At 65.3% G+C, this 21,089-nt stretch carries 19 protein-coding genes, 2 tRNA genes and 1 pseudogene; 7 read left to right on the top strand and 15 right to left on the bottom strand.

Going from position 1 to position 21,089, the window contains the following annotated elements:
- Position 1: 1 nt before the first annotated feature.
- Together AC3RCJ_RS23895 and AC3RCJ_RS23890 are read left to right on the top strand one after the other, a co-directional pair.
- Positions 2-1,075: a sulfate/molybdate ABC transporter ATP-binding protein gene (locus AC3RCJ_RS23895; RefSeq protein WP_492963663.1), complete on the top strand. Its 1,074-nt coding sequence runs from the start codon at positions 2-4 to the stop codon at positions 1,073-1,075.
- A 12-nt stretch (positions 1,076-1,087) separates the two neighbouring features.
- Positions 1,088-2,020: a CysB family HTH-type transcriptional regulator gene (locus tag AC3RCJ_RS23890; RefSeq protein WP_076568188.1), complete on the top strand. Its 933-nt coding sequence runs from the start codon at positions 1,088-1,090 to the stop codon at positions 2,018-2,020.
- On the opposite strand, the gene AC3RCJ_RS23885 is transcribed toward AC3RCJ_RS23890, so the two are convergent.
- The 3 genes from AC3RCJ_RS23885 to AC3RCJ_RS23875 all read right to left on the bottom strand — a co-directional run bounded on the left by AC3RCJ_RS23885 (position 2,017) and on the right by AC3RCJ_RS23875 (position 3,445).
- Complete coding sequence (locus AC3RCJ_RS23885) at positions 2,017-2,370, bottom strand: MmcQ/YjbR family DNA-binding protein (RefSeq protein WP_492963665.1); 354 nt, start codon at positions 2,368-2,370, stop codon at positions 2,017-2,019. The two genes, AC3RCJ_RS23890 and AC3RCJ_RS23885, sit on opposite strands and share 4 nt — an antisense overlap.
- Positions 2,367-2,978 carry an immunity protein Imm33 domain-containing protein gene (locus tag AC3RCJ_RS23880; protein ID WP_492963667.1) on the bottom strand — a complete coding sequence of 204 codons (612 nt, stop codon included), beginning with the start codon at positions 2,976-2,978 and terminating at the stop codon, positions 2,367-2,369. Before AC3RCJ_RS23880 ends, AC3RCJ_RS23885 begins: the two co-directional genes overlap by 4 nt.
- A 134-nt stretch (positions 2,979-3,112) precedes the next feature.
- The gene (locus tag AC3RCJ_RS23875; protein ID WP_492963669.1) at positions 3,113-3,445 is read right to left on the bottom strand and encodes a hypothetical protein; all 333 of its coding nucleotides are present in this window, start codon (positions 3,443-3,445) and stop codon (positions 3,113-3,115) included.
- Between the two features lie 355 nt (positions 3,446-3,800).
- On the opposite strand from AC3RCJ_RS23875, the pseudogene AC3RCJ_RS23870 reads away from it, so the two are divergent.
- Positions 3,801-3,896, top strand: a pseudogene (locus AC3RCJ_RS23870) (FxDxF family PEP-CTERM protein); the annotation flags it as partial.
- Between the two features lie 84 nt (positions 3,897-3,980).
- Here the strand turns inward: AC3RCJ_RS23870 and AC3RCJ_RS23865 are convergent.
- From AC3RCJ_RS23865 to AC3RCJ_RS23855, 3 genes are all read right to left on the bottom strand, one after another.
- A complete protein-coding gene (locus AC3RCJ_RS23865; protein WP_492963671.1) occupies positions 3,981-6,404 on the bottom strand; it encodes a TonB-dependent receptor plug domain-containing protein in 2,424 nt (807 codons plus the stop codon).
- A gap of 294 nt (positions 6,405-6,698) precedes the next feature.
- On the bottom strand, positions 6,699-7,745 hold the full coding sequence (locus AC3RCJ_RS23860; RefSeq protein ID WP_492963687.1) for an aldo/keto reductase: 1,047 nt from the start codon (positions 7,743-7,745) through the stop codon (positions 6,699-6,701).
- The gene (locus tag AC3RCJ_RS23855; RefSeq protein WP_492963673.1) at positions 7,745-8,794 is read right to left on the bottom strand and encodes a quinone-dependent dihydroorotate dehydrogenase; all 1,050 of its coding nucleotides are present in this window, start codon (positions 8,792-8,794) and stop codon (positions 7,745-7,747) included. The genes AC3RCJ_RS23860 and AC3RCJ_RS23855 overlap by 1 nt, the downstream gene beginning before the upstream one ends.
- Before the next feature lie 203 nt (positions 8,795-8,997).
- Here AC3RCJ_RS23855 and AC3RCJ_RS23850 point away from each other — a divergent pair, with 203 nt between their 5' ends.
- Positions 8,998-12,312 (top strand): S41 family peptidase, encoded by a 3,315-nt coding sequence (locus AC3RCJ_RS23850; RefSeq protein ID WP_492963675.1) that lies wholly within the window; start codon positions 8,998-9,000, stop codon positions 12,310-12,312.
- A gap of 114 nt (positions 12,313-12,426) precedes the next feature.
- Here AC3RCJ_RS23850 and AC3RCJ_RS23845 read toward each other — a convergent pair whose 3' ends face one another.
- The 3 genes from AC3RCJ_RS23845 to AC3RCJ_RS23835 are packed head-to-tail and all read right to left on the bottom strand — an operon-like array spanning position 12,427 to position 14,535.
- Entirely contained in the window at positions 12,427-13,149 is a 723-nt protein-coding gene (locus AC3RCJ_RS23845) for an arginyltransferase (RefSeq protein WP_492963677.1), read from the bottom strand.
- A gap of 60 nt (positions 13,150-13,209) precedes the next feature.
- A complete protein-coding gene (gene aat / locus AC3RCJ_RS23840; protein ID WP_492963679.1) occupies positions 13,210-13,926 on the bottom strand; it encodes a leucyl/phenylalanyl-tRNA--protein transferase in 717 nt (238 codons plus the stop codon).
- Positions 13,927-13,956: 30 nt separating this feature from the next.
- A complete protein-coding gene (locus AC3RCJ_RS23835) occupies positions 13,957-14,535 on the bottom strand; it encodes an NUDIX hydrolase (RefSeq protein ID WP_492963681.1) in 579 nt (192 codons plus the stop codon).
- A gap of 186 nt (positions 14,536-14,721) precedes the next feature.
- Between AC3RCJ_RS23835 and AC3RCJ_RS23830 the strand changes: the two genes are divergently transcribed.
- Together AC3RCJ_RS23830 and AC3RCJ_RS23825 are read left to right on the top strand one after the other, a co-directional pair.
- Positions 14,722-14,798: transfer RNA gene (locus tag AC3RCJ_RS23830), tRNA-Met, on the top strand.
- Positions 14,799-14,938: 140 nt separating this feature from the next.
- Positions 14,939-15,015: transfer RNA gene (locus AC3RCJ_RS23825), tRNA-Met, on the top strand.
- 46 nt (positions 15,016-15,061) lie between these two features.
- Here the strand turns inward: AC3RCJ_RS23825 and AC3RCJ_RS23820 are convergent.
- On the bottom strand, positions 15,062-15,862 hold the full coding sequence (locus tag AC3RCJ_RS23820) for a helix-turn-helix transcriptional regulator (protein ID WP_492964362.1): 801 nt from the start codon (positions 15,860-15,862) through the stop codon (positions 15,062-15,064).
- Positions 15,863-15,971: 109 nt separating this feature from the next.
- Between AC3RCJ_RS23820 and AC3RCJ_RS23815 the strand changes: the two genes are divergently transcribed.
- Entirely contained in the window at positions 15,972-17,180 is a 1,209-nt protein-coding gene (locus AC3RCJ_RS23815; RefSeq protein ID WP_492964363.1) for an MFS transporter, read from the top strand.
- Positions 17,181-17,324: 144 nt separating this feature from the next.
- Here the strand turns inward: AC3RCJ_RS23815 and AC3RCJ_RS23810 are convergent, their stop codons facing one another.
- From AC3RCJ_RS23810 to AC3RCJ_RS23790, 5 genes are all read right to left on the bottom strand, one after another.
- Positions 17,325-18,113 carry an anti-sigma factor family protein gene (locus AC3RCJ_RS23810; protein ID WP_492964364.1) on the bottom strand — a complete coding sequence of 263 codons (789 nt, stop codon included), beginning with the start codon at positions 18,111-18,113 and terminating at the stop codon, positions 17,325-17,327.
- A complete protein-coding gene (locus AC3RCJ_RS23805) occupies positions 18,110-18,634 on the bottom strand; it encodes an RNA polymerase sigma factor (protein WP_492964365.1) in 525 nt (174 codons plus the stop codon). The genes AC3RCJ_RS23810 and AC3RCJ_RS23805 overlap by 4 nt, the downstream gene beginning before the upstream one ends.
- 22 nt (positions 18,635-18,656) lie before the next feature.
- The gene (locus AC3RCJ_RS23800) at positions 18,657-19,022 is read right to left on the bottom strand and encodes a COG4315 family predicted lipoprotein (protein WP_492964366.1); all 366 of its coding nucleotides are present in this window, start codon (positions 19,020-19,022) and stop codon (positions 18,657-18,659) included.
- A gap of 57 nt (positions 19,023-19,079) precedes the next feature.
- Positions 19,080-19,994, bottom strand: a complete 915-nt coding sequence (locus tag AC3RCJ_RS23795; RefSeq protein ID WP_492964367.1) for a DNA-3-methyladenine glycosylase family protein — start codon at positions 19,992-19,994, stop codon at positions 19,080-19,082.
- A 68-nt stretch (positions 19,995-20,062) separates the two neighbouring features.
- Positions 20,063-21,070, bottom strand: coding sequence for an XdhC family protein (locus AC3RCJ_RS23790; RefSeq protein WP_492964391.1), 1,008 nt, complete (start codon positions 21,068-21,070; stop codon positions 20,063-20,065).
- Positions 21,071-21,089 lie beyond the last annotated feature (19 nt).

Genomic DNA, 21,089 nt, shown 5'->3' with positions numbered 1-21,089 from the left:
TATGACCATCGCAGTTAAGAACATCCACAAGCGCTTCGGCGATTTCGTTGCCCTCGACAATATCTCGCTGGACTTTCCCGCCGGCGAATTGACGGCCCTGCTGGGACCGTCCGGTTGCGGCAAGACCACCTTGCTGCGCATCATCGCCGGCCTCGAACACCCGGACAGCGGCCAGGTGCTGCTGGACGCGGAAGATGCATCGAACCGCCACGTGCGCGAGCGGCAGGTCGGTTTCGTGTTTCAACACTATGCGCTGTTCAAGCACATGACGGTCTTCGAAAACGTGGCCTTTGGCTTGCGCGTGAAATCGCGCAGCGAGCGCCCGTCGGAAGACCAGATCCGCCGTAAAGTGAAAGATTTGCTGGAGCTGGTGCAGCTGGACTGGCTGGCCGACCGCTATCCGCCGCAATTGTCGGGTGGGCAACGCCAGCGCATTGCCCTGGCGCGCGCCTTGGCTGTCGAACCGCGCGTGTTGCTGCTCGACGAGCCGTTCGGCGCGCTCGACGCCAAGGTGCGCAAGGAATTGCGCCGCTGGCTGCGCCGTTTGCATGACGACTTGCATGTGACCAGCATTTTCGTCACGCATGACCAGGAAGAGGCGCTGGAAGTGGCGGATCAGGTGGTGCTGATGAACAAGGGTACCGTCGAGCAACTCGGTTCCCCGGAGCAAGTCTACAACCACCCGGCCTCGCCGTTTGTCTACGGTTTTCTCGGCAACGTCAACCTGTTCCACGGCCGCGTGCATGACGGCGTGATGGCCACCGGCGACGCCAGCTTCGAAGTGCCTGATTACGCGGGCGTGAGCGACAGCAAGGGCACGGCCTATGTGCGTCCGCACGACCTGGAAATCGACCGCTACACGCAGGGCGCGGAAGGCATCGTCGTGAAACTGAGCCGCGCCCATGCGATCGGCCCGCTGGCCCAGCTGGACTTGCAGCGCGTCGATAACAGCGAACTGATCGAAGCGGTGATGTCGAACGAGCGGTTTACGCATCTGCAGCTGAAGGAAGGCGAGACGTTAGTTGTCCGCCCGAAACGCCTGCATGTCTTTGTCGAACCCACATCAAGAACTTAATATTGGAATGCCATGAACTTTCAACAACTGCGCTCGATCCGCGAAGCGGCGCGCCGCGGCTATAACCTGACGGAAGTGGCGAACGCCCTGTTCACCTCGCAGCCGGGCGTGAGCCGGCAAATCCGCGAACTCGAGGACGAGCTGGGCGTGGTCATTTTCGAGCGCAACGGCAAGCGCCTGACGGGCTTGACGGAGCCGGGCAAGGGTATCTTGAAGATCGTCGACCGCCTGCTGATCGAGGCGGAAAACCTGCAGCAGGCCAGCCTCGAATACAGCGGCCAGACCAGCGGAACGTTATCGGTGGCGGCCACGCACACGCAGGCGCGCTATGCGCTGCCGAAAGTGGTGCAGAGCTTCCGCGCCGCCTATCCCGACGTGCGCATTGCGCTACAACAAAGCGCTCCCGAGCATATCGCGGAATGGGTGCTCTCGGGCAAGACCGACATCGGCATCGCCACGGAAGGCCTGAGCCAGTTCCCCGACCTCGTGTCCTTCCCGTGCTACCGCTGGAGCCATCTGATCGTCGTGCCGGACGGCCATCCGCTGCTCGAACACTCGCCCATCCGCCTGGAAGACCTGGCCAAGTATCCCTTGATTACCTACGACAAGGGTTTCACGGGCCGCGGCCATATCGACGACGCCTTCGCCAAGGCGGGCGTGGCCACCGACATCATCCTCACGGCCATGGATTCCGACGTCATCAAGCAATACGTGGCGCTGGGCCTGGGCGTGGGCATCGTCGCCTCGATGGCCTTCGACCATGGCCGCGACAAGGGGTTAAGGGCCGTGGAAGCGTCGCACCTGTTCGCCACGAACACGACGCGCCTGGCCGTGCGCCGCGGCGCCTACCTGCGTTCGTATGCCTATGAATTCATCCTGCAGCTGGCGCCGGACCTGACGCGCGCCGATATCGACCGCGCCATGGCGGGAGAGGAAGCGCTCTAGGCGATGGCCGCCCTTTGCGCGCGGGTCAGGCTGGCGACGGCGCGCGCGTAGGAATCCTGCACCAGCTCCGTCAGATAGGCGGAAGGGAAGCGCGTCACGTCGACGATGCTGACCCAGTGGAAACGGCCCATGTAGCGGGCCGGTTTCACGCCCGGCATGTCCGTCAGTTCGATGAAGCGTTCCGCGCTGGCGCGCAGGCTGAAGCGCCACTGTTCCGGTGCGCTGGTCTTGAAATACGCAAATTTTTTCCCCGCCACCGCAAACACGAGGATATTCGACGGCGCGCCGTGCAGCACGGCTTGCGCGCCCGGCTGCGCCGCGCAAAAGTCTTTCAGTTCATCTGTCGTCATTCGTTCACCGCCATGAATTGTTGCGTGTCGTGGTCGAAGGCATAGGCCGCGCCGGCGGGAGCGTCCAGCAGCGCAATGAAGCGGTCGTCCACGCCGAGCACGGCACCGAGCGAGACGAGGGCCACGTTGGCGCTGTCGTTGACGTAATCGTCGCTCTCGTCGTTGGCCGTGAAGCGCCAGCCGCTGTCGTCGTCGTTGTCCGGCTCCTCGCGGTACAGATAGCCGACGGGCGCGCCGTCTTCCAGCACTCTTTTTGTCACGAAGCACAGGCCCGCATAGCGGTTGACGAGGTTATCGTCATCGTCATGCTGCGTATTGATGATGTGGCGCGCTTCGAAGGCGATGGGGTCTTTCGCCTGCAAATCGGCGATGTAGCCGGGCATGTTGTCGAGCTTGCCCGTGAAGCGGCCGCTGGGGTCCACCGTCTCGACCAGTACCCACATGCGCTCGGCGCCCGGCGCCTGCGGGTCGTCGCTGTGGAAGGCGAAGATCAGCTTGACCACCTCGCCGGGGCGCACCCGGGCGATGGCTTCCGGTGGCGATTTGTAGAAGGTGTAGCGGTGGCGCGCCGCCAGGTCGGCTGCGTCGGCCAGATGCCAGCTGGGCATGGTTATCCGTCGTCAAAGTGGAGGACTGTCCATGGTAGCCGATTACATGCCAGGATGACCACAGATACCGTCCAGGCCAGCCCGCTGCCTGGCTGGCACGATTGCCGGGCTGAGGTTGTGCGGATCTACAACAGTCATGCTGCCAGCGGCGGTGTCCGGCCTTCGCCGGCCTGAAGCATGCCCTTGCCATAGCCCGGCTTGGACGTATATTGATGGGTTCGATTGGAAATGCCAATGGTCAAATAAGTTTCTTTTATTGCATTTTGATTTCTTGGGTGATATCTTTTGCTCAGCGCTACGTAATATGACAAAAAAATAATCAAGATTGTATTTATTGAAATATTTGAATTAGGGGAATATATGAACACGACCAAACATGCTTTGCTGGGTCTTTGCCTGGGCATATCGGCTTGCGTGGCGCCTTTGGCCCAAGCGGCGAAATGGGTGGAAATCACGGATCCGGCCATGAGCGGTTTCCTGGTGGGCGGAAAAGCCGTTACCTATGGCCCGGTGGCCGCCGCTACGGTCTGGGTCTACGACGGTGCCAACCCGCCCAACGCGCAAAGCGCGGCCGCGATCAGGTCCTTGCTCAATACGCAGTTTGGCCTGCCATCGAGCGGCACCGGCTCCTTGCTCCCTACCGCCCAGGGCGATCTGGAAAGCGGCAAGTCCGGTTCGTTCAAGATCAGCTCCAGCTTTGACTACCTGGCCGTGCATTATGGCCGTGGCGAATTGCTGTTCCACTGGGATAGCCCTGTTGCCGCCAATACGGTCTTCAGCATCGGCAACCTGCCGCGTGGCCTGAGCAATTTCCGCGCCTACAGTTCGGTCTCGGCGGTGCCTGAGCCAGCGACCTACGGCATGCTGATGCTGGGCCTGGGCCTGGTCGGTTTTGTCGCGCGCCGCCGCCGCGCCTGAGCCTGCTGCGCCCGCGGGCGCAAGACATGAAAAAAAGCCCGCGCATCGCACGATGCGCGGGCTTTTTGCATGGCGGAGCCGTATTTACCAGCTATAGCCAGCCTTGGCGTAGTAATAGCGGCCGTTGAAGCCGTTCGGCGCGAAGATGCTGTAGGGCTGGGTACCGTTGACGTTCAGGTTGCCGTTGCTGGTCACTTGCGCCGGGTAGCGGTTGCTGACGTTGTCGATGCCGGCCACCAGGCGCCAGTTCTTGCCCAGTTTCACGGAACCGGATACGTCCAGCACCCATTGCGGGTCGTAGGTCTGGTCCAGCTTGACGTCGTTCTGCGGCACGGTGAAGCTGCCGTAGCGCGTCACGACGCCATGTACGTTCCAGATGCCGAAGCCATAATCGGCGGCCAGGCTGAACTTGTCCTTCGGCGACGCCACCGTGATGCGGTCGATGCTCTGGCGGTCGATCAGTTTCAGGTTGTTGGCCGTCAGGATGGCCGGATTGTCGGCGATTCTCCGTACCGTGCTCTTGTTGTGGTTGTATGCCACGGTGAGGTCGAGGCGGTCCTTGTCCTGCAGGTCGATGCGGTAGGTGCTGACGATGTCCACGCCTTCCGTACGCGTATCGACGGCGTTGGTGAAATAGCGTCCCGAACCCACAGGCGTGCCTTGTGCGGCCAGGACGTTTTTCAATGCATTGTTGAGGACCAGATTGGCCGAGAACAGGATGCGATTGTCGATGTCGATGCGGTAGGCGTCCACCGTCGTCGTGAAGTTGCGGGTCGGCTGGAACTGCAGGCCCAGGCTGTAGTTGCGTGCCTTTTCCGGTTTCAGATCCTGGGCGCCCAGAGCGCGCGCCTGCGGCGTGTTGACGGCGAAGGTGCCCGTTTCGATCGGCGTGTTGACGCCGTTGACGACCTGGAAGTTGGTGGTGGTAATGGTGTAGTACTGCTGCGCCAGCGACGGCGCGCGGAAGCCGCTCGACACGGTGCCGCGCAGGGACAGCGCGTCCGTGAACGCATAGCGGGCCGAACCCTTGGCCGAGGTGGTGCTGCCGAAATCGCTGTAGCGCTCATGGCGCAGGGCCACGCCGCCGGACAGGTTTTTCGTCGCTTCCGCTTCCAGGTTCACATAGACCGATTCGTTGTGGCGCGAGTGACTGCCCGCGTTGACAGGACGGAAGCCGGCAAAGCCTTGCGATCCGCCGCCCGTGTACGATGCTTGATCGCCGGCGCCGATGCTGTACTTTTCATGGCGCGCTTCGGCGCCCACGGCTACCGTCAGCGGGCCCGTCAAGTAAGACACGGGAAATTCGCGCGCCGCATCGAGGTTCAATACGGTCTGTTCGTTTTTCAACGAGCCCGCATGGAAATGCGTGGGGCTGTTGGCGCCCAGCGACTGGTTGACCGTGTTGTCCAGGTCCAGTTCGAACTTGTTGCTGCCGTAGTTCAGGCTGGCATCCCAGCGCCAGCCGGCCGCTTCGCCGCGCAAGCCCGTCACCAGGGACTGGTCCGTCAGTGTGCTGTTTTGCAATGGCAAAAAGCCTTCCGGGAAGAGCGGCGTGCGCTGGACGAACAGCTTCGCATTATTCGGGTCCGTGATCAGGGCCGTGCGCCAGGTGGCGGCGGCCGAGGTGTCGCGCTTGCCATAGTTGCCGAAGGCGTACCAGTCCACATTGTCATTGATGCGGTATTCGCTGTTGAGGAATATCGTCGCCGGCTTGCTTTCCGGGTCGCCGTAGCGCTGGTTGACCTTGCCGTAGCGCGGCTCGAGCGGATTGCGGAAATCGGCGCCGGCGCGGTTGGTCGGGTCGCGTTCGGCCACTTCGGCCGAAACGCGCACCCAGCCGTCGTCGCCCAGGGCGAAACCGGCCGAGCCCTTGATGGATTTCTGCTTGCCGTCGCGTTCCTGCGTCTGGCCATAGCCCACTTCGATGTCGCCGCCGGCCGCGCCTTTTTTCAGGATGATGTTGATCACGCCGGCAATCGCGTCGGAACCGTACTGGGCCGCCGCGCCATCGCGCAGCACTTCCACGTGGTCGATGGCGGCCAGGGGAATGGCGTTCAGGTCGACGGGCGCCGAGCCGCGGCCCAGCGAGCCGTTGACGTTGACCACGGCGGACGTGTAGCGGCGCTTGCCGTTCACCAGCACCAGGGTCTGGTCGGGCGACAGGCCGCGCAGCTGGGCCGGACGCACGGCGTCGCTGGCGTCGGCGCCCGTGGCGCGGGCAAAGTTCAGCGATGGCAGCAGGCGCGCCAGCACGGTGGCCAGCTCGCCCGAACCCGTGCTTTGCAGGTCGCGCGAAGTGAGGATGTCGATCGGCGACTCGGAATCGATGGTGCGGCGGTTCTTGGCGAAGGTGCCGGTGACGACCACCGATTGCAGTTCGCCTTCGGCCGGCAGTTCCTGCTGCGCTTGCGCCTGCATGGGCAGGCTGAAGCAGGCGATCAGGCTGGCGGCGAGCACGGTTTTCACGGGGACGGCGGGAAGCTGGGAGCGGGCGGTGCTTGAACTCATCGACAATATCTCTTCGGTTGGTGGTTGCGCGGACCATGGCGGTCCGGTGATGCAATCAGATTAACAGTGGGCACATGGCGTGCTTACGAATAGTTCTGTCTATTGATATGCAATAAATGTCTGAACCACGCCGCCATGGCGCGCGTAGCGCATATGGCCTCGTTTCCAGCATACGACCGGCTTGGCAAGGCTGCAATGCTGCACAGCAGTAAATTGCTGGCTGTTGTATAAAAACGACTATGTGCGTGAGAGTTGCTCGCCTGGCGGCGGCATGCGCCGCCAGGCGCAGGGCGCTTACTGCCCCGGATTGGGCAGCTTGGCGTGGATGGCGTCGACGGCCGCCACCAGTTCCGGCGACAAGCTGACTTGATGCGCGTCGATATTTTGCTGCAACTGCGCCACGCTGGTGGCGCCGATGATGGTCGAGGCGACGAACCAGCGCGAGTAGCACCAGGCCAGCGCCAGCTGCGCCGGCGTCAAGCCGTGCGCGCGGGCCAGCGCCGCATACTGGCTGGCCGCCGCGATGGTGGCGGGGCGCACGTAGCGGGGGCTCCAGCCGGCCGGAAAGCGCGTCAGGCGGCCCTTGGCCTGCGGATCGTCGAGGTATTTCGCCGTCAGCTGGCCGAATGCCAGCGGGCTGTAGGCCAGCAAGCTGACATTTTCCCGGTGGCAGGTTTCGTCGAGCAGGCTGGTCTCGAAATGGCGCGCCGTCAGGTTGTACAGGTTCTGGATCGACACGATGCGCGGCAAGCCTTTCAGTTCGGCTTGCTTGATGCATTCGCACACGCCCCACGACGATTCGTTCGACACGCCGATGTGGCCGATCTTGCCCTCGTCGACCAGCTTGCCCAGCACGGCCAGCGTGTCCTCGATGGCGACCGAGGCGTGTTCCTTGCGCGGGTTATAGACGCTGGCGCCGAAGATGGGCAGGTTGCGGCTGGGCCAGTGCAACTGATACAGGTCTATGTGCTCCGTCTGCAAGCGGCGCAAGCTGTCTTCGACGGCGGCGCGGAGGTTGACCGCGTCGTGGTCCGTCTTGCCCTTGCGTATCCAGTGCATGCGCGAGTTCGGTCCCGCCACCTTGCTGGCCAGGACGATATCGCCGCGCCGGCCGCTTTTCTTCAGCCAGCTGCCGATGTAGCGTTCCGTGCTGCCCTGCGTCTGCGCGCTGGCCATCACCGGATACATCTCGGCCGTGTCGATGAAGTTGATGCCGCGCTCGAGCGCGTAATCGAGCTGGCTGTGCGCTTCGGCTTCCGAATTCTGCTCGCCGAAGGTCATCGTGCCCAGGCAGATCCGGCTCACTTCCAGGCTGCTGGCGCCCAGCTTGATCTTGTTGATCATTTCGCCTGTTTGCCGTGCAGCGCGCGCGCGCAATCCTTGATCAGGGCCGGACCGGCGTAAATCAGGCCGCTATACAGCTGCACCAGCTGCGCGCCCGCCTCGAACTTGGCCACCGCGTCCTGCCCTTGCATGATGCCGCCCACGCCGATGATGGGCAGGGCCTCGCCCAGTTCCGCCTTCAGCAAACGGATCACATTGTTCGACAGCTCGAACACGGGCGCGCCGGACAACCCTCCCGCTTCCGCGCCATGCGGCATGCCTTCGACGGCGCTGCGCGACAGGGTCGTGTTGGTGGCGATGACGCCGTCGATGCGGTGGCGCGTGAGCGAGTCGGCGATGCTTTTCACCTGTTCGCCATCCATGTCCGGCGCGATCTTCAGGGCCAGCGGCACGTAGCGCTTGTGCTTGTCCGCCAGGCGCGCCTGCGCTTCCTTGAGCTGCGACAGCAGGGCGTCGAGTTCGGACGCGCCCTGCAGCTGGCGCAGATTCTTGGTATTCGGCGACGAGATGTTTACCGTCACGTAGCTGGCATACGGGTAGACTTTTTCCAGGCACAGCAGGTAGTCGTCGGCGGCCCGCTCGATGGGCGTGTCGGCGTTCTTGCCGATGTTCAGGCCCAGCACGCCGGCGCGCTCCTGGTAGAACTTCGAGGCCTGCACATTGGCCACAAACGCATCGACGCCGCCATTGTTAAAGCCCATGCGGTTGATGATGCCCTGCGCCTGCGGCAGGCGGAACATGCGCGGTTTCGGATTGCCCGCCTGCGCGCGCGGCGTGACGGTGCCCACTTCGATGGAGCCAAAGCCCAGGTCGGCCAGCGCGTCGATGTAGGCGCCATCCTTGTCCAGGCCGGCGGCCAGGCCGACCGGGTTCGGGAACGTGATGCCCATCACCGTGCGCGGGTCAGGCGCCGGTTTGCCGGCCAGCTTGGTCAGCCCCAGCGCGCTGGCGCGTTTCAGGGCCGGCAGGGTGAGATGGTGGGCCGCTTCGGCATCCATCGAGAACAGCAGCGGACGGGCGAGGGAATACAGGAATTTTTCAGACATGGGGCGCTTTGAGTAGGGGTGCGGGCTGCCGGGAAGGGCTGGCAGCCGGTATGTAATTTGCGGTATTTTACCGTGTTCCGCGCGGCTGCCGGGTGTATAGTTCTCTTTGGTCGAATGCAACATTGATTCCCTGATAATCCGCATCCGGCCATGGACCTTCCTGTTTTTTCTCTGTTCTGTTGACTTCATAAGCGAGACATCGATTGAAAAAGACACGCATCCTTACGGCCATCGCCGCTGCCAGCGCACTGCTGCTGAGCCACCCGGCCCTCGCCCTGCCCAATACCCAGGACACCCGCATGCTGAGCGAACCGGCCGTCTCCAGCCGGCACATCGCCTTCATCTACGCGGGCGACCTGTGGCTGTCGAATCTGGACGGCGGCGGCGCGCGGCGCCTGACGTCCGACCTGGGTGAAAAATCCAACCCCGTGTTTTCGCCCGACGGCAGCCTGATCGCCTATAGCGCGCAAATCGATGGCAATACCGATGTGTATGTGATCGCCGCGGCGGGCGGCGTGCCGCGCCGCCTGACCTTCCACCCGGGGGTTGATCTGGCGCAATCGTTTACGCCCGATGGCCAGGCCGTGATGTTTACCTCGCCCCGCGCCGCCTTCAACAACCGCTTCCAGAAGCTGTTTACCGTGCCTGTTACGGGCGGCGTGGAAACCCAGCTGGAGATACCGAATGCTTCGCGCGCCACCTATTCGCCGGACGGCAAGCGCATCGCCTACAACCCGCTGATGCCCGCCTTCAAGCAGTGGAAGCGCTACCGGGGCGGCACCAATTCCTGGCTGTGGCTGTTTTCGTCGAGCGACAAGTCGATCGAGAAAATCCCCCAGCCGACCACGCGCTCGAACGACGTCGATCCGATGTGGATAGGCGACAGCGTGTACTTCCGCTCGGACCGCAACGGCGAATTCAACCTGTTCGCCTATGACGTGAAGACGAAAGCCGTGCGCCAGCTGACGCGGCACACGGATTTCCCCGTGCTGAATGCGTCGGCGGCGGGCGGCAGGATCGTCTATGAGCAGGCCGGCTATCTGCACTCGTTCGACATCGCCAGCGGCCAGGCGCACAAGCTGAGCATAGCCGTGGCCAGCGACCTGGGGCTGACGCGCCCGCGCTGGGTGAAGAATGCGAAGTACATCCGCGACGCGTCGATTTCGCCGTCGGGCGCCAGGGTGGCGTTCGAGTACCGGGGCGAGATCGTCACCATCCCGGCCGACAAGGGCGACGTGCGCAACCTGACGCAGACGGCCGGTGCCAACGAGCGCACGCCGATCTGGTCGCCCGATGGCCGCTCGGTCGCGTATTTCTCGGACGAGTCGGGTGAATATGAACTGCATGTGCGCGCGCAGGACGGCAAGGGCGCCGTGCGCAAGTTCAAGCTCAATGGCAGCGGCTTCTATGACAATGCCGTCTGGTCGCCCGACAGCAAAAAGATCGCGTTTGCCGACAATGGCTGGAGCATGTACGTGATCGACATCGGCAACGGCAAGGTGCAAAGAATAGCCACGGAGCCGATGTATGGCATCGACAAGAGCATGCGCGCCTCGTGGGCGCCCGATTCGCGCTGGCTGGCCTACACGCTCAATTCGCCCACCTACACGCGCAGCGCCTATATCTATTCCGTCGAGCAGAACAAGTCCATGCCCGTCACCGATGGCCTGTCCGACGTGGCCGAACCCGTGTTCGACAAGAGCGGCAAGTACCTGTACTTCTTCGCCTCGACGAATGCTGGCCCCAGCAACAACTGGTTCTCGCAGCAGAACGAAGACAACCTGGTGACGCGCACGGTATGGATGGCCGTGCTGCGGCGCGACCTGCCGTCGCCGCTGATCAAGGAAAGCGACGAGGAGAAGGCCGCCAGCGCGGAAACCAGGAAAGACATGGCGAAGGCGGAAGCGGAGCCGAAGAACGAGCCGAAGATCGATCCGAAGACGGGCCGCGACGACCCGAAAGTGGTGGTGGCGCCGGTAGCGCCGATCAGCATCGATTTCGACGGCATCGCCACGCGCATCGTCGACCTGCCGCTGCCGGCCGCGCAGTTCTCCGGCCTGGCGGCGGGCGCCGCCGGCCAGATATTCCTGCTGCGTGAAAACGACGGCAAGAAGGCCGTGCAGCGCTTCGACCTGAAGGAGCGCAAGGCGGAAACCGTGGTGGCCGAGGCGGACGACTTCGAAGTGTCGGCCGACGGCAAGAAGCTGTTGTACCGCCAGAAGGACAACTGGGCCATGGGGTCCGCCACGGGCAAGCTGCTGGCGCCCGGCGAAGGCAAGATCAAGGTCGACGCCATCGAGGTGAAGGCCGACCCGCGCGCCGAGTGGACGCAGATCTTCAACGAGGTGTGGCGCATCAACCGCGATTATTTCTATGATCCGGGCATGCATGGCGTGGACTGGAAGGCCATGCGCGACAAGTACGCCGTGTTCCTGCCGGAGCTGTCCAGCCGCGCGGACCTGAATCGTTTGATCCAGTGGATGTGCAGCGAACTGGCCGTGGGCCACCATCGCGGCGGCGGCGGCGACGACTTTATCGAGGCGAAGAAGGTGCCCGGGGGCCTGCTGGGCGCCGACTACGAGGTGAGCGACGGCCATTACCGCTTCAAGAAGGTGTACGGCGGCTTGAACTGGAATCCCGCCCTGCGCGCGCCGCTGACGGAACCGGGCCTGAACGTCAAGGCGGGCGAGTACCTGCTGGCCGTCGACAGCCGTCCGCTGGCGCCGCCCACCAACTTGTACAGCGCCTTTGAAAACACGGCCGGCAAGGCCATCGACCTCACCGTGGGGCCGTCGGCCGACGGCAAGGGCGCGCGCACCATCACCGTGGTGCCCGTGCCCACCGAGGATGCGCTGCGCAACCGCGACTGGATCGAAGGCAATATGCGCAAGGTGAACGCCGCCACGGGCGGCAAGGTGGCCTATGTCTACGTGCCGAACACGGCCAGCCTGGGCCATACCTACTTCAAGCGCTATTTCTTCCCGCAGGCGGACAGGCAGGCCATCATCGTCGACGAGCGCTTCAATGGCGGCGGCAGTCTGGCCGATTACTACCTCGAGATCCTGCAGAAGAAGGAAATCGCCTGGTGGACCATGCGCTATGGCGCCGACATGAAGACGCCGTCCGCGTCGATCCAGGGGCCGCGCGCCATGCTGATCGACGAGACGGCCGGTTCGGGCGGCGACCTGCTGCCGTGGATGTTCCGCAAGAATAATATGGGTCCGCTGATCGGCAAGGCGACCTGGGGCGGCCTGGTGGGCATCCTCGGCTTTCCCGTGCTGATGGATGGCGGCACGATCACGGCGCCGAACCTGGCGTTCTGGACGCGCGAAAACGGCTGGGGCGTGGAAAACGAAGGCGTGGCGCCCGATATCGAAGTCGAGCAAACGCCGGCCGACGTGATCGCCGGCCGCGATCCGCAGCTGGAAAAGGCCATCGAGGTGATCCAGGCCGAACTGGCGAAGAATCCGTCACCCGCGCGGCCGCCGCGTCCGGCGTTTCCGGACAAGAGCAGGTAACAAGGCGTAGGTCGGATTAGCGGCGCCGCCGAGGCGCAGCGTAATCCGACACCATTGTTGGCTTTGCAGCGTCGGATTACGCGGCGTACCGCCGCTAATCCGACCTACCCGATTTTACAGGACCACCCACTGCCCCTTGATGCGCGCTTCCAGCGGCTTGAAATTGATTTTATACGCCATCTTCGGGCTTTGTTCGATCCAGTAGCCCAGGTAGATATACGGCAGGTTCAGTTCGCGCGCCTGGGCGATCTGCCACAGCACGTTGTAGGTGCCGTACGAGGCGCCCGCCACGTCGGGATCGAAGAACGTGTAGACGGACGACAGGCCGTCGGCCAGCACGTCGATGATGCTGACCATGCGCAGGGTGCCGTCCGGCTCGCGGAACTCGACCAGGCGCGTATTGACCCGGCTTTGCAGCAGGAACTGCGCGTACTGGTCGCGGCTGTCCTGGTCCATGCCGCCGCCCGCGTGGCGCGTGCTCTGGTAGCGCAGATACAGCTCGTAGTGTTCGTCGAGGAAGGACAGGGTGGCCACGCCCGCCTGCAGGCTGGCGTGCCGGTTCCAGGCGCGGCGCTGGTTGCGGTTGGGCGCGAATTGGCCGGCCACCACGCGCACGGGGATGCAGGCCTGGCAGCCGTCGCAATACGGCCGATAGGTGAAGATGCCGCTGCGCCGGAAGCCATTGCGCACCAGTTCCGAATACACGTCGCTGTTGATCAGGTGCGAGGGCGTGGCCACCTGCGAGCGGGCCTGGCGGTCGTCCAGGTAGCTGCACGGGTAGGGCGCCGTCGTGTAGAACTGCAGGGTGGCAAACGGTAATTCGTTCAGGTGCGTCATGCTGATCCTGTCTGCGCTGTCCGCGGCAATGGAAGTCTGCTTGGAGATATCATAGCTTTTTTAGGCGGATGGCGCAGCATGCCAGTCGGTGATTTGCGCTGCTTCAATCGCGCCGCGCAGGTGGGCCAGGAAACGCGCGCGCGAAATGGGCGCCGCGCCCAGCGAAGCCAGGTGCCGTGTTTCTTGTTGGCAATCGATCATGGCCACGCCGCGCGCCTTCAGGAAGCGGACCAGGTGGGCCAGCGCGATCTTCGAGCCGTCCGAGACCCTGGCAAACATCGATTCGCCGTAGAACATGCGCCCGATCGACACGCCGTAGGCGCCGCCCACCAGTTCCCCGTCCAGCCACAGCTCCGACGAGTGCGCGTAACCCAGCTTGTGCAAGCCCGTATAGCCGGCGATGATCTCGTCCGAGATCCAGGTGCCCGGGCCATCCTTGCGCGGCGCCGCGCAGGCGCGCATGACGGCCTCGAAATCGCCGTCGAAGCGCAGCTGCCAGCGCCCGTCCGTGGCGGCGCTGCGCTCGACCTTGCGGATGGCCTTGTGCAGGCTGTCGGAGACCTTGAAATCGTCCGTCATCAGCACCATGCGCGGATCGGTGCTCCACCAGAGGATGGGCTGGCCTTCGGAAAACCAGGGGAAGATGCCGTGCCGGTAGGCGTCGAGCAGGCGCGCGGGCGACAGGTCGGCGCCGGCCGCCAGCAGGCCGGGCGCCTCGTCTTTCAGGGCGCGTGCAACGTCGGGAAACGGGGTATGGATGTCGAGCCAGGGAATCATGCGGCGTCAAGGATGGCGGGTGAAGGGGACTTACTCGGCGTCGGCGCGCGCCATCGGCCGCGTGATGTCGCCCGTATGGAAGCCGTAGCTGCCGCCCTCGCGGATTTTCACGCGGTCGGCAAAGAACAGCTCCAGCGTGGCGCGGATGGTGGGGAAGGCCAGGTCATCCCAGGGAATCTGCGCTTCCGTAAACAGCTGCACTTCCAGGCTTTCGATGCCGGGCGCGAAATCGAGGTCGCGCAAGCGCGCCAGGTAGAACAGGTGTACCTGGTGCACGCGCTGCACGTTGAGCAGCGAAAACAGGGGGCCCAGTTCGATATGCGCGCCCGCTTCCTCCACCGTTTCGCGTTCGGCCGCGTCGGATGTCGTTTCGTCGTTTTCCATGAAGCCGGCCGGCAGGGTCCAGTAGCCGTAGCGCGGCTCGATGGCCCGCTTGCACAGCAAGACCTGCAGCCGGCCATCCTCTTCCCACACGGGGATGGAGCCGACCACCATTTTCGGGTTCTGGTAATGGATGGCGTCGCAGTTGGCGCAGACATAGCGCGGACGGTTGTCGCCTTCCGGGATGGACAGGCTGACAGGATGGGCGCATTCGGAACAGAATTTCATGGGCGGGCTTTGGAAAATGGATGTCTGGTGTAGCGCTTACTGTACACCGATTGCGTGCCGCGTGGCGAGCTGCGCAGGCACGATTGACCGGCGATCATATCGCTCGCGTATTGATTAGATTGGTCTATTGCGGTTGAATTTGAGATAGCTATTGCCTAAGCCACCCGTTTGCCCTTATAATTCGAGTGCGGGGTGGAGCAGTCTGGCAGCTCGTCGGGCTCATAACCCGAAGGTCACAGGTTCAAATCCTGTCCCCGCAACCAATACCGGAAAGCCGCTGACTCTTGCAAAAGATCAGCGGCTTTTTCATTTCTGCCCGGCGGCAAACGACGGCAGGCGGGGATGAGTAACATTGTCAATTCACGCCCTTTACGTCCCGCAACAATCTGGTATATAATTCTGCTGCGGGGTGGAGCAGTCTGGCAGCTCGTCGGGCTCATAACCCGAAGGTCACAGGTTCAAATCCTGTCCCCGCAACCAATTCGAAGCCGCTGCTTCCTCGCAAGAGGGGCAGCGGTGTTTTCGTTTACGGCGCGGTGTCTTCCACCTGCTGGCGGGCATACACGACCAGCCGCAAGTGGCGGTCCGCATCGATGGTCAGCGAGGTGTGCTCATACGCGACCTGCCCGCCGTCGATTGTCAGCTGGCGCACGCCGTCGCACGCTGCATGCACGTCGTGTCGGCGCCACCACAGCCTGAATTCCGGCGACACCTTTTCCAGTTCCTCCACCAGCGCGTGGATGTCCGCTTCCTGCGTGGCGCGCGCATAGTCGCGGCGAAAGCCCGACAGCATCAGCGGCGCCTGCTCTTCCCAGGGCGTGAAGCGCGAGCGCAGCAGCGGATCGGTAAACAATAGCCACAGCAGGTTGCGGCGCGCGGCAGCATGCGCGCCAAAGCCGAACAGGGCGTCGGCGTGGGCATTGAATGCCAGCACGTCCCAGCGCAGGTTGAGCACATAGGCCGGATGCGCCAGTTCGTGCATCAATCGGCGCACCGGCGGCGGTACCACGCAAAAGGTCTTGCCCGCTTCGGCAGGCGGACGCGCGTGCGCCAGCAGGAACAGGTGGCGGCGTTCGCCCGCGTCCAGTTTCAGCACTTCGGCCAGTTTGTCGAGGAAGGCGCTGGAGACGCCGATGTCGCGCCCCTGTTCCAGCCAGGTGTACCAGGTCAGTCCCACGCCGGCCAGCGCTGCCACCTCTTCGCGGCGCAAGCCCGGCGTCCTGCGCCGCCCACCGCCGGGCAGGCCCACGTCTTCGGGCGACAGGCGCGCGCGCCGCGCCAGCAGGTAGGCGGCCAGTTCGTGGCGGGTGCGGGCCAGAGTGCGCATGCTGCGGTCTTTCTATGAGCCTGTCGCTATCAGTAATAGCATAAACAGTTAAATTGTAATTGTTTATATTGTATTCCAGAATGCCTGCTTTCTTCCTGAAAGCTGTCCCATGCACGATTCCTCCTCCTGCGGCGCCCCCGCGCCTGCCGCCCGCACCGCGCGTCTGCCAGCGGCCGTTTACCTGATTGCCGTGGGCGCGTTTGCGCTGGGCATGGCGTCCTATGTGACGGCCGGGCTGATGCCGCTGATCGCCGGCGCGTTTTCCGTGTCCGTGGCGATGGCCGCGCAGCTGGTGACGGCGTTTACGCTGGCCTATGGCCTCGGCTCGCCCTTGGCAGTGGCCTTGCTGCCGGCGCAGGCCCAGCGCTCGGGCCTGCTGGTCGCCCTGGCCGTGTTCGTGCTGGCGAACGGGGCCAGCGCGCTGGCGCCCGGCTTCGGCAGTTTGCTGGCGCTGCGGGCCATTGCCGGCGTCGGCGCCGGCGTCTACCTGGCGCTGGGCATCGCGGCGGCGGCCGCCGTGTCCGCGCCGCGGCAGCGCGGCCAGGCCATCGGCGCGATCATGGGCGGCATGGCCAGCGGCACGGTGCTGGGCGTGCCATTGAGCCTGCTGCTGGCGCAGCAGCTGGGCTGGTCGGCGGCCCTGTGGCTGGTCGCCGCGCTGGGCGCGCTGGCGCTGGCGGGCTTGCTGTGGCAGCTGCCCGCGCTGCCGGCGGCGCCGGCGCTGGCGCTGCGGCGCAAGCTGGCCTTGCTGGCCGACGGGCAGGTGCTGGCCATCCTGCTCGTGTCGCTGCTGGCGGCCGTTGCCAGCCTGGGCATGTACACCTTCATCGCGCCGCTGCTGGCGTGGTCCGCGCAGGGCGCAGCGATGTCCGCCACGCCCTTCCTGTGGGCCTGGGGCGTGGGCGGCATCGCGGGCAGCGTATTGGTCGGGCCGCTGGCGGACAAGGTGCGGGCGCCGAAGCTGGCCCTGTTCATCCTGCTGTTGCTGGCCCTGGCCCTGGGCGCGCTGCCGCTGGCGGCCGGCTGGTCGGCGTCGCTGATGCTGGCGCCCATCGTGCTGTGGGGCGCGGCCGGCTGGGCCTTGCAGGTGCCGCAGAACCAGCAGCTGCTGGCCGTGCGCGCGCGTCAGGGCGACGGCAACCTGGCCATCGCCCTCAATGAATCGGCGCTGTACCTGGGCAGTGCCATCGGCGCCGCCTGCGGCGGCCTGCTGTTGCTGCTGGATTGGAGCGCCTGGAGCCTGGGCCTGGGCGCGGCGGCGGTGGCCGCCATGGCAGTCCTGCTGCAGCTGGCGCTATGGCGCAGGCCGGGCGCGTAAGCGCGGGCGCGCATTTTTTATGCCCGAGCGCCTCGCATGGCAGTCCAGTCCTGTTCCGCCGCATGACGGAACCGGGCCTGCCGCTGGTATTTGCGGCCCCGATCCGGGCGTGGAGGCGCTGCTGTCCCGGCGGTGATCGCAGGGTCAGCGCGGCTGCTCCAGCTGCGCATACACGGCCTCGGCGATCTTGCCCAGCTCCTGCTTGGGCAGGTTCGCCGAGAGGGCGTAGCCGAGCTGGCCGTCGATCCAGTAAAACACGCCCAGGTCCTTTTCCTGCGCGTAGCGGAAGGCCGTTTCCTGCCTGCCGGCGCGCTCCTTCGCCACGTACAGGGTCAGGCGCTTGCCGCCGCCATCCTGGTACATGAATTGCGCCACGGGGCCGTCGCCGTCGCCGGGCAGCAGGCGCCCGCCGATCAGCTGGTAGCCGAGCGGCGACAGCATGGGCGGCCGCAGCTGCGTGCCCAGGCGTTTCGACAGCCACTGCACCAGGTGCGCTTCCTGTTCCGCGCCCACTTCCACCGGATGGCGCACTTCGGGCGTGTACACGGCGTGGGCGATGGCCGCGCTGCGCGCCAGCATGCGCGGGCTGGCGCCAGCGTCGCCGTTGCCGGCGTCGCCGCGCAGCAGCCAGCCGCCCGCGCCGCCCGCGAGCACCAGCACGACGGCCGCCGCCGCCTGCATGGCGGGGCGCCGCCAGGCGCCGTTCGCCGCCGGCGGCGCCGCCGCCTGCAGCAAGTGCTGCGGCACGGCTTGCTCCCGCACGGGGTCGAACAGGGCGCGCAACTGGCGGTTCTGCTCGCGCCACGCCTCGACGCGGGCGGCGTCCTGCGGATGCGCGCGCAGGTGGGCATCGACGGCCGCGCGCTGCGCTTCCGGCAGCACGCCGTCGGCCAGGGCGTGCAATTGCGCTTCGCTGATGGCTTGCCTTGTCATTTCACGACTTTCAGGGTGGGTGGGCTGTCCTGGCTGCCGGCAGGGCCGCCATCGAGCAGCGCGCGCAGTTTCTCGCGCCCGCGCGACAGGCGCGACATGACGGTGCCGACGGGAATGGCCAGCGTGGCGGCCACTTGCTCGTACGGCATCTGCTCGAGCGCGACGAGCAGGATCACTTCGCGCTGCCCCAGCGGCAAGCGGGCCAGCGCCGCGTCCATTTCGCCGATGGCGATGGCTTGTCCCGGCGCGCGCTCGGGCGCGGGCAGCAGCGCGTCGTCGTCGATGTCGAGCAGGTCCAGCCCGGGTCGGCGCAGCTGGTCCACGTGCAGGTTATGCATGATGGAAAACAGCCATGGACGCATTTCGCCGCCGCGCTGCCATTGATCGAGCTTGCGCCAGGCCCGCTCCACGGTGTCCTGCACCAGGTCGTCCGCATGCAGCGGACCGGCCAGCGCGCGCGCATAGCGGCGCAGGCCGGGCAGGCAGGCCTGCAGCTGGCGGCTGTCGTCGAAGGCGCTCATCGTGGCGGCGGGCAGGGGGGGCTTACGGCTTGACGACGTGCCACACGTTCTTGACATTGTCGCCGGCCACGTCGCCCGGCTTCTTGTCTTCCTTGTACAGGTACAGGGGCTTGCCCTTGTAGGTCAGCTGCATGGCGCCGTTGTCTTCGCGCTGGATGCTGCCGTAGGGGGCGGCGGGCGCCGCTTCGGTGGCGATGACGGCCGGCCAGGCGAGCAGGCAGCCGCCGCTGCAGGCGCTCTTGCCGCTGTCGGCGACATCCTTGTCGAATACGTACACGGTCATGCCGCTGGCGTTGACCAGCATGCCGTTGGCGGGCATGACGTCGGCGGCGAAGGCCAGCGGGGCGGCAAACAGGGCGGCGAGGGTGGCGATAGTGGTAAGGCGCATGATGGTCTCCTTGAGGTTTTGGGGGCTTGCAAGGGATGGACGCCTGCCGCCCGCCGTTTATTCCCGCTCTTCCAAACTATTTTTTGCCGGCGCATGCAGGCTGGCCCACAGGTGGGCGGCCGCCATGGTGCGGTGCGGCGCATACTGGCGCAGCCACTGTTCCGTGCGCGCCATGTCCGGCTTGCTCTCTTCGCCGAACAGCTTTTGCAGGGCGGCGCGGATGGCCACGTCGCCGTGCAGCGAGCAGTCGGCATAGCCGTAGCCGCGCAGCAGCGCGTAGTTGACGGTCCACGGGCCGATGCCCTTCACGGCCAGCAGCGCCTGCGAGATGGCTTCCACGTCGCCGGAGGGGGGCAGCTCCAGCGACAATTCTCCCGCGTCGACCAGGCGCGCCAGGCGCAGCACGGTTTCCGCCTTGGCGCGCGAGAATTTGCGGCTGGTCAAATCCTCGATTTCCAGCCGCGCCACGTCGCGCGCCTGCGGGTAGCACCACAGGCCGCTGGCGTGGCGGCGCCCCGCCTGTTCGATGAAGGTGCGGCGCAGGGCGATGGCGAACGGCAGGTTGATCTGCTGGCCGATGATGGCCCAGGTCAGGGCCTCGAAGGGGCTGGCCGACTGCACGATGCGCAGGCCCGGGTTGAGCCGTATCAAAGGCGCCAGCAGCGGATCGCCGGCGGCCAGTCGGGCGAACGGCCGCGGGTCGATGCGCAGGCCAAGGATGTTGAGCAGGGCGCCGTGCAGCGGCGTTTGCAGTCCTGCGGCATCGCCATCGATCTCGGCGCGGCAGACGGCCGCATCGTCGACGAAGGCCACGTCCAGCACGACGGCGGCGCCGCCAAGCAGGATGCCCTTGCGCAGTCCCGTGGCGGTGACTCGTTCGGCCAGGCCTTGCGCATCGCGGCCGTGGAAGGCGAGCACGTCGTCGCGGCGGTAGCCGGCAGGCAGGGGGAGGGTCCAGTGCAGCAGGGTCATGGCGGGCCAAAATCAGGAAAGGTATCAGGGGGACGATGCGCAGGCACCGCGTTTCTTGCTGTTTGCCTTCAGCGCGCGCAGGTGTCGGACGTGGGCGGCGTCAATGCCGCCGCATGCTGGATCTGCAGCGCGTCGGGCACGCCATTCTTGACGGCCGTCAGTTCGGCCAGGATGGAAATGGCGATTTCGGCCGGCGTCTTGCTGCCGATGTACAGGCCGATGGGGCCGTGCAGGCGCGCCAGCTGTTCCGCGCTGACGTCGAATTGCAGCAGCCGCTCGCGGCGCCTGGCATTGTTGGCGCGCGAGCCGATGGCGCCCACGTAAAAGGCGGGCGATTTCAACGCTTCCATCAGGGCCAGGTCGTCCAGCTTGGGGTCGTGCGTGAGGGCGACGACGGCGCTGCGGCTGTCGAGCTTTAATTCCAGCACCAGGTCGTCCGGCATGGCGTGCAGCAGGGGCACGCCGGGCACGTTCCAGCCGCCCCGGTATTCCTCGCGCGGGTCGCAGACGATGACGTGGTAATCCATGGCCATGGCGATCTGCGCCACGAAGCGCGACAGCTGGCTGGCGCCGATGATCAGCAGGCGCCAGCGCGGCCCGTGCTGCGTGGTGAGTACGCCATCGTCCAGTGCCAGCACGGCGCCCGGCGTGGCGTGCCGCAGGGTGACGGCGCCCGTGCGCAGGTCGAGGCGGCGTTCGACCAGTTCGTGCGCCTCCAGGCGCGCCAGCAGTTCGGCCACGCGGCTGCCTGCATGCAGCGGTTCGATGGCCAGTTCGATGGTGCCGCCGCAGGGCAGGCCGAAGCGGTGCGCCTCGTCCGCGCTGATGCCGTAGCTGACGATTTCCGGCAGTGCGCGCACGATGCCGTGCACGCGCACGGTATCGATCAGGTCATCCTCGATGCAGCCGCCGGAGACCGAACCGACCACCGTGCCGTCGTCGCAGATGGCCAGGGTGGCGCCCACGGGGCGGGGGCTGGAACCCCAGGTCCTGATGACGGTGACGAGCTCGCAGCGGTGGCCTGCGGCGAGCCAGGCGGCACTGGTTTTCAGAACTTCAAGGTCGATGCTGTCCATGGGGCGCGAGGGTTGCATG

It is taken from the genome of Janthinobacterium sp. GW822-FHT07H11, assembly GCF_058798615.1.
The sequence above is the reverse complement of the archived record's forward strand: the minus strand, read 5'-3'. Positions and strand labels throughout refer to the sequence as shown.

Coding starts and splice junctions, on each gene's coding strand:
- AC3RCJ_RS23895 (WP_492963663.1), top strand. CDS start 2: ATGACCATCGCAGTTAAGAACATCCACAAGCGCTTCGGCGATTTCGTT.
- AC3RCJ_RS23890 (WP_076568188.1), top strand. CDS start 1,088: ATGAACTTTCAACAACTGCGCTCGATCCGCGAAGCGGCGCGCCGCGGC.
- AC3RCJ_RS23885 (WP_492963665.1), bottom strand. CDS start 2,370: ATGACGACAGATGAACTGAAAGACTTTTGCGCGGCGCAGCCGGGCGCG.
- AC3RCJ_RS23880 (WP_492963667.1), bottom strand. CDS start 2,978: ATGCCCAGCTGGCATCTGGCCGACGCAGCCGACCTGGCGGCGCGCCAC.
- AC3RCJ_RS23875 (WP_492963669.1), bottom strand. CDS start 3,445: ATGGCCGGATCCGTGATTTCCACCCATTTCGCCGCTTGGGCCAAAGGC.
- AC3RCJ_RS23865 (WP_492963671.1), bottom strand. CDS start 6,404: ATGAGTTCAAGCACCGCCCGCTCCCAGCTTCCCGCCGTCCCCGTGAAA.
- AC3RCJ_RS23855 (WP_492963673.1), bottom strand. CDS start 8,794: ATGTCTGAAAAATTCCTGTATTCCCTCGCCCGTCCGCTGCTGTTCTCG.
- AC3RCJ_RS23845 (WP_492963677.1), bottom strand. CDS start 13,149: ATGACGCACCTGAACGAATTACCGTTTGCCACCCTGCAGTTCTACACG.
- aat (WP_492963679.1), bottom strand. CDS start 13,926: ATGATTCCCTGGCTCGACATCCATACCCCGTTTCCCGACGTTGCACGC.
- AC3RCJ_RS23835 (WP_492963681.1), bottom strand. CDS start 14,535: ATGAAATTCTGTTCCGAATGCGCCCATCCTGTCAGCCTGTCCATCCCG.
- AC3RCJ_RS23820 (WP_492964362.1), bottom strand. CDS start 15,862: ATGCGCACTCTGGCCCGCACCCGCCACGAACTGGCCGCCTACCTGCTG.
- AC3RCJ_RS23815 (WP_492964363.1), top strand. CDS start 15,972: ATGCACGATTCCTCCTCCTGCGGCGCCCCCGCGCCTGCCGCCCGCACC.
- AC3RCJ_RS23810 (WP_492964364.1), bottom strand. CDS start 18,113: ATGACAAGGCAAGCCATCAGCGAAGCGCAATTGCACGCCCTGGCCGAC.
- AC3RCJ_RS23805 (WP_492964365.1), bottom strand. CDS start 18,634: ATGAGCGCCTTCGACGACAGCCGCCAGCTGCAGGCCTGCCTGCCCGGC.
- AC3RCJ_RS23800 (WP_492964366.1), bottom strand. CDS start 19,022: ATGCGCCTTACCACTATCGCCACCCTCGCCGCCCTGTTTGCCGCCCCG.
- AC3RCJ_RS23795 (WP_492964367.1), bottom strand. CDS start 19,994: ATGACCCTGCTGCACTGGACCCTCCCCCTGCCTGCCGGCTACCGCCGC.
- AC3RCJ_RS23790 (WP_492964391.1), bottom strand. CDS start 21,070: ATGGACAGCATCGACCTTGAAGTTCTGAAAACCAGTGCCGCCTGGCTC.